This window comes from Pandoraea apista (assembly GCF_001465595.2).
GTDB lineage: Bacteria > Pseudomonadota > Gammaproteobacteria > Burkholderiales > Burkholderiaceae > Pandoraea > Pandoraea apista.
On the sequence record NZ_CP013481.2, the window covers coordinates 5,189,431 to 5,204,387 of the forward strand.

Genomic DNA, 14,957 nt, shown 5'->3' on the forward strand with positions numbered 1-14,957 from the left:
CGTGGGAGGTCAGTATTGAAATCGGGAAATTCCGAAAAGAACCGGCGCAAGGCGAGGAGTCCCGGGAAGGGTGTCAGCCCCCCATCCCGAACCGCTCCCGATAGGCCGCGGGCGTCACGCCGTACTGACGTTGAAACGCCCTGCGCAGATTTTGTTCGTCGCCGAAGCCCACGCGTGCGGCAATGCGCTTGAGTGGCGCGTCCGAGTCGAGCAATGCGAAACGCGCCGCTTCCAGACGCATTCGCTCCACAGCCTTCGCGGGGGTCGATCCGGTTCGCGCAAGATAGCTTCGGGCGAACGTGCGCGGGCTCATGTTCGCCTGCTCCGCCAGACGCACCACCGACAGGTCGCCATCCAGCCGCGCCGACATCCACGCATGCAACTCCCCGAACGGTGCCCCCGCGGCTACCTGTTCCTGCAACGGCGGACTGAACTGCGATTGCCCGCCCGCGCGCTTGAGAAACACCACGAGCCGACGCGCCGCCTGCAACGCGACGTCCGCGCCGCAATCGTCCTCGACCAGCGCCAGCCCGAGATCGATGCCCGCCGTGATCCCCGCCGATGTCCACACCGCCTCGTCGCGTACATAGATCGGATCGGACTCGACTCGCGCCTCCGGAAAACATGTCTGCAACATCTCGGTATCCAGCCAGTGCGTTGTGGCACGCCGTCCGTTCAACAACCCCGCCGCGCCCAGAATGAATGCCCCCACGCACACCGAGCACACGCGTCTCACGCGCGGCGCGTACTCGCGCAACCACTCGCCCACCTCACCCGGCACCGCGGGCCGATGCGCGACCGCTCCGCCTACCGCGATCAACGTGTCGACTTCCATCGCCTCGAGCGCGCGCATCGGCTCCGTATGCAGCGCGACCCCCGATCCGGTCTCGACCGGACCGCCATGCTCGGACACCACCACCGTACGATACGGCACCGCACGTCCCGACTCGTTGAAGTTGCGGATGACCGCGTGAAATGCGTCGAGCGGGCCGGCCAGATCCAGCAGCACGAACGGCGGCACGATGAGAAAGGCGACGAGACGAGGCTGAATCGGGGTCATAGGGTCATGGGCGAAAGCGTTCGTCAGGCAGGCGCGTGCGCCGGACGCCGCTTCGCGTCAAGGGCGTACCACACGGTCGCCAGCGCAGCGACGGCAAGCAAAGGAAAGGTCGCCTGATTGATCGTAGCCCAACCGAAGCGAGCCAGCAGTTGCCCGGCGAACAGACTCGAGATCGCCGTTCCGGCAAAGGTGATGAATTCATTCGCGGCTTGCGCGCGCGCCCGCTCTGCCGGGCGATACGACATGGTGAGCAACGTGGTGCCGCCCACAAACATGAAGTTCCAGCCCACCCCGAGGAACGCGAGCGCCGCATAGAAGTACGGCAGACTCGTCGACATGAGTGCCAGCACGCCGCATAGCCCGCTCATCGCGATACCCGCCAGCAGCACCGGCACGACGCCCCAGCGTTTCACGAGATGCCCCGAGAAGAACGACGGTGCATACATGCCCACCAGATGCCACTCGATGATGTGCGCCCCGTCGTCGATGCTGTGTCCGCACGCAACCGCCGCGATCGGCGTCGCCGTCATCACGAACATCATCACCATGAAGCCGATCAGATTGTTCGCGAGCGCCGCCATATAGATCGGCTGACGCATGATCTCGCCTAGCGGACGCGCAGGTAACGCCGCCGCATCTCCCGCCACGCCGCTCGCCGTATGCACCGGCAAATTGCGAAGGAAGCCGACAAGCAACAGCAGCGAAATGCCCGAGAGCAGCGTGACGACCAGATACGACCCGGCGAATGTCACCGGTGCCAGCCAGTCCTTGCTGCCCGCCGCAAGCGCCGGCCCGATCACCGCCGCCAACACGCCCCCCGTAAGCACGATGGAGATGGCGCGCGGCTTGTCCTCGACAGGCACGACGTCTGCCGCCGCCAGCCGGTAGTAGCGCGCAAACGCCTGAAACACGCCGACACATGCCGTGCCCGCGCAGAACATCGCGAAGTGTCGCTCGTAAATCGCCACGACCGACACGAGCCCGCCCACCGTGCCGAACAACGCGCCCAGCGCGAACCCCAGTCGTTGCCCGAAACGCTGGATCAGCATCGACGCAAAGATCGTCGTGATGGCCGACGCCACGGTAATGAGCGAGAACGGTAGCGTCGCATAGCCCTTGTCCGACGCCAGCATGTAGCCAACGAGCCCCGTCAGCGTGAGATCGACGGACAGCGCCGCCGTGTAAAGCGCCTGGCACGCGGCCAACACGGCAGCGTAGCGACGGCCCATGCGGCGCCGTTGGTGTTCGGCGTGGCCGGGTTCTGAGGGGGGCGCGGCGCGCCCGGCAATGGCTTCGGTCATAGCGGTGATGTCGAACAAGTCGGGAGTCGTCGGGAGCCCTAATCTTGCCGTCGGCCGTTTTGGCACGAATGCCAATCATGCATCAAAAAATGCCACTCGGTGGCCTCCCCCGCCAGGTGGCCGCCCGGCAGGCGGCCCGCAGCCAGAGATCACCGCCGCCGCGCCAACTCGGTGCGCACCAACTCTGCGCGCCGTCGCACCAACGTGCTTCGCGCGGCGTTCGGCCGTCAGCCGAAAGGCGGATACCCGAGGGGTTGGCCAACGCCGACGCGATCGCCGGGAAAATCCGGATATCGCAGCCTTGTACACCAGATGGCGTCTCGCCTTGTACACCAGTCGGCGTTTCGCAACGATCCGTTTCACCCCCACTTTGCGGGCATGGATGCCATCGACGCCTCGTCGCTGGCACGACCTTTGCGTAAGTCCCCCCATACCGGATCCGCCGGTCTAACCAGGAAAGGGGAAGACGTACCATGAAACGACGCACGCTACTCCAGATGGCGGCCCTCTCGGGCGCCGCTTCGCTTACCGGCATGGCGCCGAACTTGTTCGCACAGAGCAAGCAGCCCATCAAGGTCGGCATCCTGCATTCACTCTCGGGCACGATGGCCATCTCGGAGACGTCGCTCAAGGATGTCGCGCTCATGACCATCGCCGACATCAACGCCCGCGGTGGCGTGATGGGCCGTCCGCTCGAAGCCGTGGTGGTCGACCCGGCCTCGAACTGGCCGCTGTTCGCCGAAAAGGCCCGCCAACTGCTCACCACGGACAAAGTCGCCGCTGTGTTCGGTTGCTGGACCTCGGTGTCGCGCAAGTCGGTGCTGCCGGTCTTCGAAGAACTCAATGGCCTGCTCTTCTACCCCGTGCAGTACGAGGGCGAAGAGATGTCGAAGAATGTCTTCTACACGGGCGCCGCGCCGAATCAGCAGGCGATCCCGGCCGTGGAATATGTCATGAGCAAGGAAGGCGGCGGCGCCAAGCGCTTCTTCCTGCTGGGCACCGACTATGTCTACCCGCGCACGACCAACAAGATCCTGCGCGCCTTCCTGCATTCGAAGGGCGTGGCGGACAAGGACATTCAAGAGGTCTACACGCCGTTCGGTCATAGCGATTACCAAACCATCGTCGCCAACATCAAACAGTTCGCACAAGGCGGCAAAACCACCGTCATCTCGACCATCAACGGCGATTCGAACGTGCCGTTCTACAAGGAACTGGGCAATCAGGGCCTGAAGGCCACCGACGTGCCGGTCGTGGCGTTCTCGGTCGGCGAAGAGGAACTGCGCGGCATCGATACGAAGCCGCTCGTCGGCCACCTCGCCGCGTGGAACTACTTCATGTCGGTGAAGAACCCCACCAACGATGCCTTCAAGAAGGAGTGGTTCGCCTACGTCAAGGCGAAGGGTCTGCCCGGCGGCGACAAGCGCGTGACGAACGATCCGATGGAAGCCACCTTCGTAGGCATGCATATGTGGAAGCAGGCGGTCGAGAAAGCCGGCAGCGTCGACGTCGACAAGGTGCGTACCGCAATGATCGGCCAGACCTTCAAGTCGCCAGATGGCTTCGACATGGTCATGGACGGCAACCACCACCTGCACAAACCCGTAATGATCGGGGAGATCCGTCCGGACGGTCAGTTCAACGTGGTGTGGAAGACCAAATCGACCGTGCGCGCGCAGCCGTGGAGCCCGTTCATCGCGGGTAATGAAGGCAAGCCCGACAAAGTCTGACCTTTCTTTCACTCTTTGCGCCGGCGCCGCGTAGACGGTCTCCGGCGCATGCAGAGGTTTTGATGATAACGATAAGACGCTGGACCGCAGCCGCCCTTGTCCTGATATCGCTGGGCGCCTCGCTGACAACTCCTTCCACGGCCCGGGCCGCCGTCACCAGCGCCGATCTCACGGCGCTCGCGGGCGACGACTTCGACGCCCGCGCGCAAGCGATCGATCACCTCGTGGCCGACGGTTCACCGCAGGCTGCTGCGCTGCTCAAGGCATTGGCCGACGACTCGGCCGTGATCGTGGGCGATCGCATTGCCATTCAGAACGGCGACAAGTATGTCGATCCGATCACGGGGGCACCGGTCAAGGCTGACGACGCGGGTTCGCTCACCCTCAATAACGTGTTGCGCGCCAAGGTCGCCACAGCCGCTGCGGCCAGCGCTCTGCTCTCGCAGGATCACGATGCCCGTGCGCAGGCGATCGACACGATGCTTCAGAATCCGTCGCCCGCGTTCAAGACACTCATCGAACAGGCTCGCCAGAAAGAGACCGACCCGGCGTTGCGCAAACGCCTCGATCAACTCTGGGCGCAATCGGCATTGCATGACACCGACCCCGCCAAGCGCCGCGAAGCCATCGATCTGATTGCCGCCGCAGGCGATCCGCAGATGCGCGACCTGCTGCTGCCCATCGTGGCCAGGCAGACAGACGGGACCTACGCAGAGCCCGACGCCAGCGTGCGCAGCGCTGCCGACATCGCGCTCACGCAACTGGCCGCCGCGCAACGCCGCAGCGAGTTCTTCGGCACGGTGTTCGCGGGGCTGTCGCTGGGCAGCGTGCTGCTGCTCGCCGCGCTGGGTCTGGCCATCACGTACGGCCTCATCGGTGTCATCAACATGGCGCACGGCGAGTTCCTGATGGTCGGCGCGTATGCCACCTACGTGGTGCAGACACTCTTCCAGCGCTTCCTGCCGGGGGCGTTCGACTTCTATCTCGTGGCCGCCGTGCCCGCCGCGTTTCTCGTGGCGGCCGCGCTCGGTCTCGTGCTGGAGCGCACCGTCATCAAGCATTTGTACGGCCGGCCGCTCGAGACCCTGCTCACGACCTTCGGTATCAGCCTGCTGCTCATTCAGGGCGTGCGCACGCTGTTCGGCGCGCAAAACGTCGAAGTGGTCAATCCGTCGTGGATGAGCGGCGGTATCGCCGTGCTGCCCAACCTGATGCTGCCGTACAACCGCGTGGTGATCCTGATCTTCGCGCTGGTGGTCGTGGCGCTCACGTGGTCGGTGCTCAATCTCACACGTCTCGGCTTGTTCATTCGCGCCGTGACGCAGAACCGTTCGATGGCCGCCTGCGTCGGGGTGAAGACCGGTCGCGTCGACAGCTACGCATTCGCCTTCGGTGCGGGCATTGCCGGACTGGGCGGATGCGCGCTCTCGCAGATCGGCAACGTGGGGCCGGATCTCGGACAGAGCTACATCATCGATTCGTTCATGGCCGTGGTGCTCGGTGGCGTGGGACAGCTCGCGGGGACGATCGTGGGCGCGTTCGGTCTGGGCATCGCCAACAAGCTGCTCGAACCGGTGTGGGGCGCCGTGCTCGCCAAGATCGCCGTGCTGATCCTGATCGTGCTGTTCATCCAGAAACGCCCGCAGGGCATGTTTGCGCTCAAAGGGCGCAGCGCGGAGGCCTGAATGCAGACGTCGAACTTTTTGCCCGAAGGCACCACGCCTTCGATCTCGCTGGATGTCCCTTCGCGGGCCCGCCTGCTGCCGAAGCACGTTGCCCCCTTGCTGCTCGCGTTCGTGATCGCCGTAGCGATTCTGGTGCCGGTATGCGCGCTGGTGTTGCCTGCCACGCATCCGTTGCATCTGTCGGCCTACGCCATGACGCTCGTCGGCAAGATCATGTGCTACGCGATTGCCGCGCTCGCGCTCGATCTGGTGTGGGGCTACTGCGGCATTCTCAGCCTCGGCCACGGGCTGTTCTTCGCGCTCGGCGGCTACGCAATGGGCATGTACCTGATGCGCAGCATCGGGCGCGACGGCGTGTATCACAGCGACCTGCCGGACTTCATGGTGTTTCTCGACTGGAAGTCGCTGCCCTGGTACTGGACCGGGACCGAGCACTTCGCCTGGGCGATGTTTCTCGTCGTGGCGCTGCCCGGTGTCATCGCGTGGATCTTCGGCTATCTGGCCTTCCGCTCTCGCGTGAAGGGCGTGTATCTGTCGATCATCACGCAAGCGCTCACGTTCGCCGCCATGCTGCTCTTCTATCGCAACGAGACTGGCTTCGGGGGCAACAACGGCTTCACCGACTTCAAGCGCATTCTCGGCTACCCGATCACCTCGGCCAACACACGCACGGTGCTGTTTCTCGTGACGTTCGCCGTGCTCGTCGGTGCGTTCCTGTTGTGCCGCGCGCTGGTCGTATCGAAGTTCGGCCGCGTGGTCACGGCGATTCGCGACGGCGAATCGCGCGCCATGTTCCTCGGTTACCGGCCGCTGAGCTACAAGCTGTTCGTGTGGACACTGTCCGCCATGCTGTGCGGTATCGCAGGCGCGCTCTACGTGCCCCAGGTCGGCATCATCAACCCGAGCGAAATGGCGCCGGTCAACTCCATCGAGATGGCGATCTGGGTCGCCATCGGCGGACGCGGCTCGCTCGTCGGCGCCATTGCCGGGGCGTTTCTCGTCAACGGCGCGAAGAGCTTCTTCACTGCGTATTTTGCCGAGTACTGGCTGTTCTTCCTCGGTGCAATGTTCGTGCTCGTGCCGCTGTTGCTGCCGCAAGGCGTGATGGGCCTCGTTACGCAACTCTCGCGCAAGCGCACGCAACACGCGCCGGCCGCCGCCGAAGGCGACGCACCGCACCCCGTCACCGGAGATCGCGCATGAACAATTACATGGCCGATATCAGCTGGCAACTGGCAGACACGCCCGACGCCTCGGTGGCCGTCAACGTCAGCGGCGACACCACGGGCATGTCGCACTTCGTGGTGCCGGGCGAGATCGATACCTCGCACGGGCTCATTCTGTATGTGGAGAACATTTCCGTATCGTTCGATGGATTTCGCGCGCTGAACGATCTCTCGCTGTCGATCAAGACCGACGAACTGCGCTGCATCATCGGGCCGAACGGCGCGGGCAAGACGACCATGATGGACGTCATCACGGGCAAGACCCGCCCCGACGCCGGGCGCGCCTTCCTCGGCCAGACGCTGGATCTCACGCGACTCGACGAGCCCGCCATCGCGCAGGCAGGGGTCGGCCGCAAATTTCAGAAACCCACGGTGTTCGAACATCACAGCGTGTGGGAGAACCTGGAACTCGCCTGCGCGGGCGACAAACGCTGGTTCCGCTCGCTCTGGGCCATGCTCACGCCCGCGATCCGGCATCGCATCGAAGAAGTGCTCGCGCTCACACATCTGGAACATCAGGCGCATGTGCGCGCGGGACAGCTATCGCACGGTCAGAAGCAACGGCTGGAGATTGGCATGTTGCTGATGCAGCAGCCGCAACTACTGCTGCTCGACGAACCTGCCGCCGGCATGACCGACGAAGAGACCGCCCAGCTTGCCGAGTTGCTCAATCGCCTGCGCGGTCATTGTTCGATGATGGTGGTCGAGCACGATATGGCCTTCGTGGCTGCGCTCGCGGGCGAGACGGGCCTCGTCACCGTCATGGCCGAAGGCCGGGTGCTCGCCGAAGGCACACTCGACACTGTGCAGCGCGACGAACGTGTGATCGAATCGTATCTGGGACGCTGACCATGCTGGAAATTCACGCACTCAATCAGTACTACAGCGGCAGCCACATCTTGCGCAATGTGGAATTCACCGTGCCCGACGCCCAACTCACTGTGCTGCTGGGGCGCAACGGCGTAGGCAAGACCACGCTGCTCAAATGCCTCATGGGCGTGGTGCCCGTGAAGTCCGGCAGCATCGCGTGGCGGGGTCATGCCCTGACCTCGGCGCCACCGTATGCGCGCGTGGCCAACGGGCTCGCCTATGTGCCGCAGGGGCGCGACATCTTCCCGCGACTGAGCGTTGAGGAGAATCTGCTGATCGGCGCCGCAAGCCGATCCGCACGCGAGGTCAAGCGCGGGGTGCCCGATCACATCTACGAACTCTTCCCCGTGCTGCGCGACATGAAACAGCGCCGCGGCGGCGATCTGTCCGGCGGACAGCAGCAGCAACTCGCCATCGGGCGCGCCCTTATGAGCGATCCGCAACTACTGATTCTCGACGAGCCGACCGAAGGAATTCAGCCCTCGATCATCAAGGACATCGGCGCGACGCTGCGACGGCTGGTCGACGAGCGCGGCATGACGGTGTTGCTCGTCGAGCAGTATTACGACTTCGCACTCGAACTTGCGGATCACTATCGCGTGATGAGTCGCGGGGCCATCGTGGCGAGCGGTCTCGGCAAGGACATGGAGGCCGATGGGGTGCGGCATATGGTGGCGGTGTAACGCACCCGGCACGTGGCGCTGCCATGCAGGCGCGCCGCGTGCTAGATTCGCGCCATTCACTGCCGATCCCTTTTCATGAATTCCCTGCACGCTCCCTCCACCGGCTGGCATGCCGAGCTGACGCTGGGCTTTGCGCGGCACGATGCGCGCACTGTCCTGGCCACGCGCCGCCATCAAGGCCCGCTCGTCGTTCAGAAGTCGCTTCATCCGGAAGGCCCGGGCATTTGCCACGCCGTGGTCGTGCATCCGCCCGGCGGCATTGCCGGCGGTGACGCACTTTCCATCGACGTCGATGTCGGGGATCGCGCGCACGCCGTGCTGACCACGCCCGGGGCGACCAAGTGGTACAAGTCGCAAGGCCGCTTCGGCACGCAGGACATCACGCTCACCGTGCGAGACGGGGCAAAGCTCGATTGGCTGCCGCTCGAGAACATCGTGTTCGAACACGCCGACGCTCGCCAGCACATTACCGTGCGGCTCGGCGAAGGCGCGAGCATCATCGGCTGGGACGCCACCCTGCTCGGCCGTCAGGCCGCCGGAGAGCAATGGACGCAAGGCCGCTGGCGTTCGAACTTCGAACTGCGCGACGCGAAAGATCGCCTGCTGTGGGCGGAACAGGCCGCGCTCGGCGCGGACGACACGCAACGCACGGGCGCCACAGGCCTCGCCGGATTTCCGGTCTTCGCTGCGCTGTGGGCGGTTGGCGACGCTTGCACGAGAGCGCTGGCCGAATCACTGGCCGAAGGTCTGCCGTTCAACGACGCCCTGCGTGCAGGGATCACCTGCCTGCCCGGCAACGTGCTCGTGCTACGCGCGCTCGGTCATGACATGGAGGCGGTGCGCCAGTTGCTGGTCTCCCATTGGTTGACGCTGCGCCCCTTGGTCCACGGGGTCCCCGCGGAGCCTTTGCGAATTTGGTCGACGTGATCTCGCTATCGCGAGAATCCGCGCAATAGCGCGCAATAACGTGCACATGCATACCGAAAGCGGTCCCCATAGGGCGGTATCTTTGCGACAAGTCTGAGGCCGCGTCCCAAAACGCTTCGGAATCCTCTTCGCTTACGCGGTGCTCGGGAAGAATTCGACACACGCGCGCCAGTACCCGGCGCGCGCATCGTATCGTTCCAAGAAGAGGAGTGCCTCGTGAAATCGAGCAGTAGCACGTCGTCGGCCAGCGGTGTCGCCGCCTATCCGGCCTTCTCGCCGCTTGCGACCCACGCAGACGCTTTGGGAGGCCGACCGGATGCCTTTGCGCAGGACTTCGGCGCGGCCAGTCAGATATCCCGTCATCAGAGCGAGATCGGCATGATGACGACCGGCAGCTTGCCAAGCCCCTTCCGAATGCACGCGCCCCCGGGGCCTCGCGGGGGCATCGTAGGAATCGCCGGAATGGCCACGATCGACATGCCGTCACTGGACGACGATGTCCCCGAGGTCTTTGGCGACGACATCGTCGACTGGGGACTTGCCCCCGACCTTGGCCCGCCGCCTGTCGCCTCTGTCGCAAAAATCTTCCGGCTCGACGAAGCGAAGCGCGAACCGGTGCCGAGCATCATTAGTTACATCTGGATCGGCGGCAACGGCATCAGCGGCGCCAATTACAACAATCTGCTGCATGCGGCCCGGTTGAATCCGCACGCAACCGTTCATCTCTACCTCGACAGCGAAACGCGAGACATCTCGCTCGAAGCCCTCGCTGTGCGCAGCGGTTTCGATGCCGGATGCGCGTTACGCCAATGTCCGAACGTCAAACTGGTCCGCGTGAGAGACAGTGCCTTCGGCGAGGCCTTTTCAAACGCGCACGGCGACGCCTATGCCTTCTACGAGCGCTGCATGGCAGCCGGGAAATTTGCCATGGCGTCGGACACCCTGCGCTACGAGGCGGTATATCGCACCGGCGGCGCGTATTTCGATGCCGATGACGAACTGCTGACACCGATAGACTTCCAACGCTTGAATGCGGCCCCCGACGAAGTCCTTCATCAGACGCCGTATGCCCTGGAACATATCCACGGCGATGGCCTGTTTTTCCCGAATTGCCCATTCGCAGCGCGCGCAGGCTGCGAGCTATTGCGCGAAGTCATCGATCGCTGCGGCGCCAATTACCAGCGCTATGTGCGAATGGAAAACGGCGGCTACAAGCCGCAATTCCGGCTTGAAGACGCGATACCGTACTACGAGATAAACCGCATGTGCGGCCCCGGGGTTTTTACCGAAGTCTTGGTCGAGCACGATCCGAGATCGGCACTGCTCTACCAACTGCATGCGAACCCCACGAAATCGTCGGACGCGCTTCCGGCGGGAATCGAACGTCACGTTCCTTTCGCAAAACATGACGTCAGCGCATGCGCGTTCCGCTCAGGCTCCGATCACAGTTGGGATACGACGAAAGGGGTCCCGCCGTTCGAGCGCCTTGCCGTACGCGAACCCGAAGGATTGCCGCAACCCAACGCGGATGGGATTCGCATCGACGAGCGCGGCAACGGGTTCGTCCGCGCCGGAGGATTCACGTTCCGGGTCGCGCTGGAAGGCACCGACAATCTTCGATGCGTTTTGACCCCCTACGGCCGGGCCTCGTTCGTCACCGTCCAGCGTAGTGAACGCGGTATCTGGTGTGTGCAGGACAACTCGCGCCCCTCCACCCCCAACGCCTGAACGCGCCGCCGACCGATCTGACAAACGCCGATCGGCGAGCGCGCGACATCGGCAAATGCACCAAAAATGGGAACGTTCTGGTGCCTGCCTATGAATTGCACCAACAAGAGGCTCTCGCCCCAACGCCGAGCCGGCCTGAATTCCTGAGACATCGCGCAGCAGCCGCGCCGCGCGATCGTTTTCTTGCCGCCACCCCCTCGGGCACGATTCCTGCTACCTCACTGTATCGACCGGTCAGACCAGATGATCCGGCCGCCGGCACACTCCTGTTGCCGGAATCCTTCGCCCCCGATACCCGAGGTTGCCGTCATGCTGCCGTTCACTCGTACCGCCGTCTCTCATGAAGCCGTTGCCGCCACGCTCGGCGCGCGCGCCCGTGCCCGCCGGGCCTTCACCACGCTGATGGTCGCCGCCAGTGCGATCGCCGCGCTCGCTGTGGCGATGCCGCGCGCCGCCCACGCCGACGGGCTCGACGACATCGTCAAGCGCGGCACCCTGCGTGTGGCCGTGCCTCAGGACTTCCCGCCGTTCGGCTCCATCGGTCCGGACATGAAGCCGGCCGGCTATGACATCGACACCGCCGCCCTGCTCGCCAAGGGCATGGGCGTGAAGCTGGAACTGGTGCCGGTGACCAGCGCCAACCGCGTGCCCTATCTCACGACGAACAAGGCCGACCTCGTGATCTCCAGCCTCGGCAAGAATGCCGAGCGCGAGAAAGTGATCGACTTCTCGGAAGCCTATGCACCGTTCTACAACGGCGTGTTCGGTCCGAAGGACCTCGCTGTCTCCAAGCCGGCCGACCTCTCGGGCAAGACCATCGGCGTGACGCGCGGTGCCGTGGAAGACCTCGAACTCTCGAAGATCGCGCCCGCCGACGTGACGATCAAGCGCTTCGAAGACAACAACGGCACCATCTCGGCCTTCCTCTCGGGTCAGGTGCAACTGGTCGCCACGGGCAACGTCGTGGCCGCCGCAATTCTCGCCAAGCATCCGCCCAAGCTGCCGGAGCCGAAGTTCCTCATCAAGAACTCGCCTTGCTTCGTCGGCCTGAACAAGAACGAACCGCGCCTGCTCGCCAAGGTCAACGAGATCCTCACGGCGTCGAAGAAGGACGGCTCGCTCGGCAAGATCTCGCAGAAGTGGCTCGGCATGCCGTTGCCGGCCGATCTCTGATCTGCGCCCGGGCTCCGGCCCGATCGACCTCGCGACTCACCACCGGCATCACATGCATTACGTCCTCGACTTTGCCGATCTGCGGCAATACCTGATGCTCTTTGTGCGCGGCGCCGCACTGACGATTGCCCTCACGGCCGTGTCCACGGTTGTGGGCGTAGTCATCGGTGCGCTGTGCGCCATTGCCCGCGAAGAAGGGCCCATTTGGCTCAAGGCCATTGCGGGTCTGTACGTCGAACTGATCCGCAACACGCCGTTCATCGTGCAGCTCTTCTTCATCTTCTTCGGGCTACCGAGCCTCGGCATTCATATCGACGAGACGACCGCCGCCGTTCTCGCCATGAGCGTAAACCTCGGCGCGTATGCCACCGAGATCATTCGTGCCGGCATGCGCGCCGTGCCGACCGGCCTGTCCGAAGCCGGGTTGTCGCTCGCCATGACGCGTGGCCAGATCCTGCGTCATGTGATCCTGCCGCAGGCGTTCGCCAAGGTATTCCCCGCGCTCGCCAGCCAGATCGTGATTGTGATGCTCGGCTCGGCGGTCGTGTCGCAAATCTCTGTGCCCGATCTGTCGTATGCCGCGAACTTCGTGCAGTCGCGTACCTTCCGGGCGTTTGAGAGCTATCTGATCGTCACCGCGCTGTATCTCGTGCTGGCGATTGCGCTGCGTCGCGTGCTGATGCGTTGTGCGCGCCGGCTCTTTCGCGGCACGGTCAAGCTCCGCGGAGGTGCGCGATGACCGAATTCTCGGCGTGGGACATGTTGTACGGGCTATTGCTGGCCGGGCGCTGGACGCTCGCACTTTCGGCCATCGCTTTCGTGTTTGGCGGGTTGGTGGCGCTGCTGCTGCTCGTGGTGCGCGTGGGCCGCGTGCAGTGGGCGGCTAACGCTGTGGCGCTGTACATCGAAGTCTTCCAGGGCACGCCGCTGCTCATGCAGTTGTTCCTGGTCTTCTTCGGTCTGCCGCTGCTCGGCCTGGATGTCTCGCCGTGGGTGGCCGCCGCGGTTTGCCTCACGCTTTACACGAGCGCCTATCTGACGGAAATCTGGCGCGGCTGTGTCGACGCCATTCCGCATGGTCAATGGGAAGCGTCATCGAGTCTCGCCATGCGTTATGGCGAGCAACTGCGTCACGTGATCCTGCCGCAAGCGCTGCGTATCGCCATTGCGCCGACGGTCGGCTTTTCAGTGCAGGTGGTCAAAAGCACGGCGCTCGCGTCGATCATCGGCTTCGACGAGTTGACCAAGACCGGCACCATGCTCACCAACGCGACGTTCCAGCCGTTCACCGTGTACGGGCTCGTTGCACTGCTCTACTTCGCCGCCTGCTATCCGCTGTCGCTGTGGGCGCGTCATCTTGAAAGGAAACTCCATGTCGCTCATTGAAGTCAGGGGCATGCAAAAACGCTTCGGCGAGAACCCGGTGCTCAAGGGCATCGACATGGATGTCGAGCGCGGTCAGGTCGTCTCGATCATCGGCAAGAGCGGCTCGGGCAAAAGCACGTTGCTGCGCACGCTCAACGGCCTTGAACGGTTCGACGCGGGCAGCGTCGCCGTGGACGGTGTTCACGTCGGCGCACGCGACACCGACCTGCGCGCGCTGCGTCTGAAAGTCGGCATGGTGTTCCAGCAATACAACCTGTTTCCGCATCTGTCGGCCGGTGAGAACGTGATGCTCGCGCAAAAGGTGGTGAAGAAGACTTCTAGCGCCGACGCGCGCGAAATCGCTCGCGCCATGCTGGCCAAAGTGGGGCTGGCCGACAAGTTCGATAGCTACCCGTCGCAGCTCTCCGGGGGGCAACAGCAGCGAGTGGCGATCGCACGCTCACTCGCCATGAACCCCGCCGTGTTGCTGTGCGACGAGATCACCTCGGCGCTCGACCCCGAACTGGTCGCCGAAGTGCTCAAAGTGCTGGAAGACCTTGCTGCCGAAGGGATGACACTGATACTCGTCACGCACGAGATGCGCTTCGCGCGTCATGTATCGGATCGCGTAGTGTTTATGCATCAGGGCAAGATCTGGGAATCGGGCGAGCCCGAACAGCTCTTTACACAGCCGGCCACGCCGGAATTGCAGCGGTTCATCTGCCAATGAAAACGCCGGCCAACGACGTCCTTCGTGACGTTGCGCCGCACAATGCCGGTGCGCGCGGGGCCGACCGCAAAACCCAGTGGCGCGCACGTGAGCACGCGCCTATGATGTGCGGCAGCGGCGTTATCCCCATGAACCCCTCGCATTGAAATTTCTTCGTCACGATGAAGCTCACTCCGCGCGAAAAAGACAAGTTGCTCATTTTCACCGCCGCACTGCTCGCCGAACGCCGGCGTGCCCGCGGCCTGAAGCTCAACTATCCGGAGGCCGTGGCCTTCATCAGCGCCGCCCTCATGGAAGCCGCGCGCGATGGACGCACCGTGGCCGACCTGATGCACTACGGCACCACGCTGCTCACGCGCGACGACGTCATGGACGGCGTGCCGGAAATGATTCCCGACATTCAGGTGGAAGCCACCTTTCCGGACGGCACCAAGCTCGTCACCGTGCATCACCCGATTCCCTGAGACGCAAGCGATCGC

The 14,957-nt window shown here is 64.0% G+C and carries 14 protein-coding genes; 12 read left to right on the top strand and 2 right to left on the bottom strand.

The genetic code is table 11. The features are described 5' to 3' along the window. Positions 1–73: 73 nt before the first annotated feature. Both AT395_RS23495 and AT395_RS23500 read right to left on the bottom strand, forming a co-directional pair. On the bottom strand, positions 74–1,060 hold the full coding sequence (locus AT395_RS23495; RefSeq protein ID WP_042114013.1) for a GlxA family transcriptional regulator: 987 nt from the start codon (positions 1,058–1,060) through the stop codon (positions 74–76). A 23-nt stretch (positions 1,061–1,083) separates the two neighbouring features. Continuing rightward, complete coding sequence (locus AT395_RS23500) at positions 1,084–2,361, bottom strand: MFS transporter (RefSeq protein ID WP_042114011.1); 1,278 nt, start codon at positions 2,359–2,361, stop codon at positions 1,084–1,086. A gap of 533 nt (positions 2,362–2,894) precedes the next feature. Between AT395_RS23500 and urtA the strand changes: the two genes are divergently transcribed. The 12 genes from urtA (at position 2,895) to AT395_RS23560 (ending at position 14,942) form a co-directional block, all read left to right on the top strand. Next, complete coding sequence (gene urtA / locus AT395_RS23505) at positions 2,895–4,091, top strand: urea ABC transporter substrate-binding protein (RefSeq protein ID WP_376738395.1); 1,197 nt, start codon at positions 2,895–2,897, stop codon at positions 4,089–4,091. A 62-nt stretch (positions 4,092–4,153) separates the two neighbouring features. Then, on the top strand, positions 4,154–5,776 hold the full coding sequence (gene urtB / locus AT395_RS23510) for an urea ABC transporter permease subunit UrtB (protein ID WP_053086341.1): 1,623 nt from the start codon (positions 4,154–4,156) through the stop codon (positions 5,774–5,776). Next, positions 5,777–6,979, top strand: a complete 1,203-nt coding sequence (urtC, locus tag AT395_RS23515) for an urea ABC transporter permease subunit UrtC (protein ID WP_048628525.1) — start codon at positions 5,777–5,779, stop codon at positions 6,977–6,979. 86 nt (positions 6,980–7,065) lie between these two features. Beyond that, positions 7,066–7,851 (top strand): urea ABC transporter ATP-binding protein UrtD, encoded by a 786-nt coding sequence (urtD, locus tag AT395_RS23520; RefSeq protein ID WP_231606109.1) that lies wholly within the window; start codon positions 7,066–7,068, stop codon positions 7,849–7,851. Between the two features lie 2 nt (positions 7,852–7,853). Next, the gene (urtE, locus tag AT395_RS23525; RefSeq protein WP_042114006.1) at positions 7,854–8,555 is read left to right on the top strand and encodes an urea ABC transporter ATP-binding subunit UrtE; all 702 of its coding nucleotides are present in this window, start codon (positions 7,854–7,856) and stop codon (positions 8,553–8,555) included. Positions 8,556–8,630: 75 nt separating this feature from the next. Then, on the top strand, positions 8,631–9,482 hold the full coding sequence (locus tag AT395_RS23530) for an urease accessory protein UreD (RefSeq protein WP_048628524.1): 852 nt from the start codon (positions 8,631–8,633) through the stop codon (positions 9,480–9,482). A 462-nt stretch (positions 9,483–9,944) separates the two neighbouring features. Next, entirely contained in the window at positions 9,945–11,210 is a 1,266-nt protein-coding gene (locus tag AT395_RS23535) for a glycosyltransferase (RefSeq protein ID WP_048628523.1), read from the top strand. A gap of 402 nt (positions 11,211–11,612) precedes the next feature. After that, on the top strand, positions 11,613–12,383 hold the full coding sequence (locus tag AT395_RS23540) for a transporter substrate-binding domain-containing protein (protein WP_042114001.1): 771 nt from the start codon (positions 11,613–11,615) through the stop codon (positions 12,381–12,383). A 52-nt stretch (positions 12,384–12,435) separates the two neighbouring features. Next, positions 12,436–13,122: an amino acid ABC transporter permease gene (locus AT395_RS23545; RefSeq protein ID WP_042113998.1), complete on the top strand. Its 687-nt coding sequence runs from the start codon at positions 12,436–12,438 to the stop codon at positions 13,120–13,122. Next, positions 13,119–13,769, top strand: a complete 651-nt coding sequence (locus AT395_RS23550) for an amino acid ABC transporter permease (RefSeq protein WP_048628522.1) — start codon at positions 13,119–13,121, stop codon at positions 13,767–13,769. Before AT395_RS23545 ends, AT395_RS23550 begins: the two co-directional genes overlap by 4 nt. Then, a complete protein-coding gene (locus AT395_RS23555; protein WP_042113996.1) occupies positions 13,756–14,478 on the top strand; it encodes an amino acid ABC transporter ATP-binding protein in 723 nt (240 codons plus the stop codon). Before AT395_RS23550 ends, AT395_RS23555 begins: the two co-directional genes overlap by 14 nt. A 161-nt stretch (positions 14,479–14,639) precedes the next feature. Next, entirely contained in the window at positions 14,640–14,942 is a 303-nt protein-coding gene (locus AT395_RS23560) for an urease subunit gamma (protein WP_023598019.1), read from the top strand. Positions 14,943–14,957 lie beyond the last annotated feature (15 nt).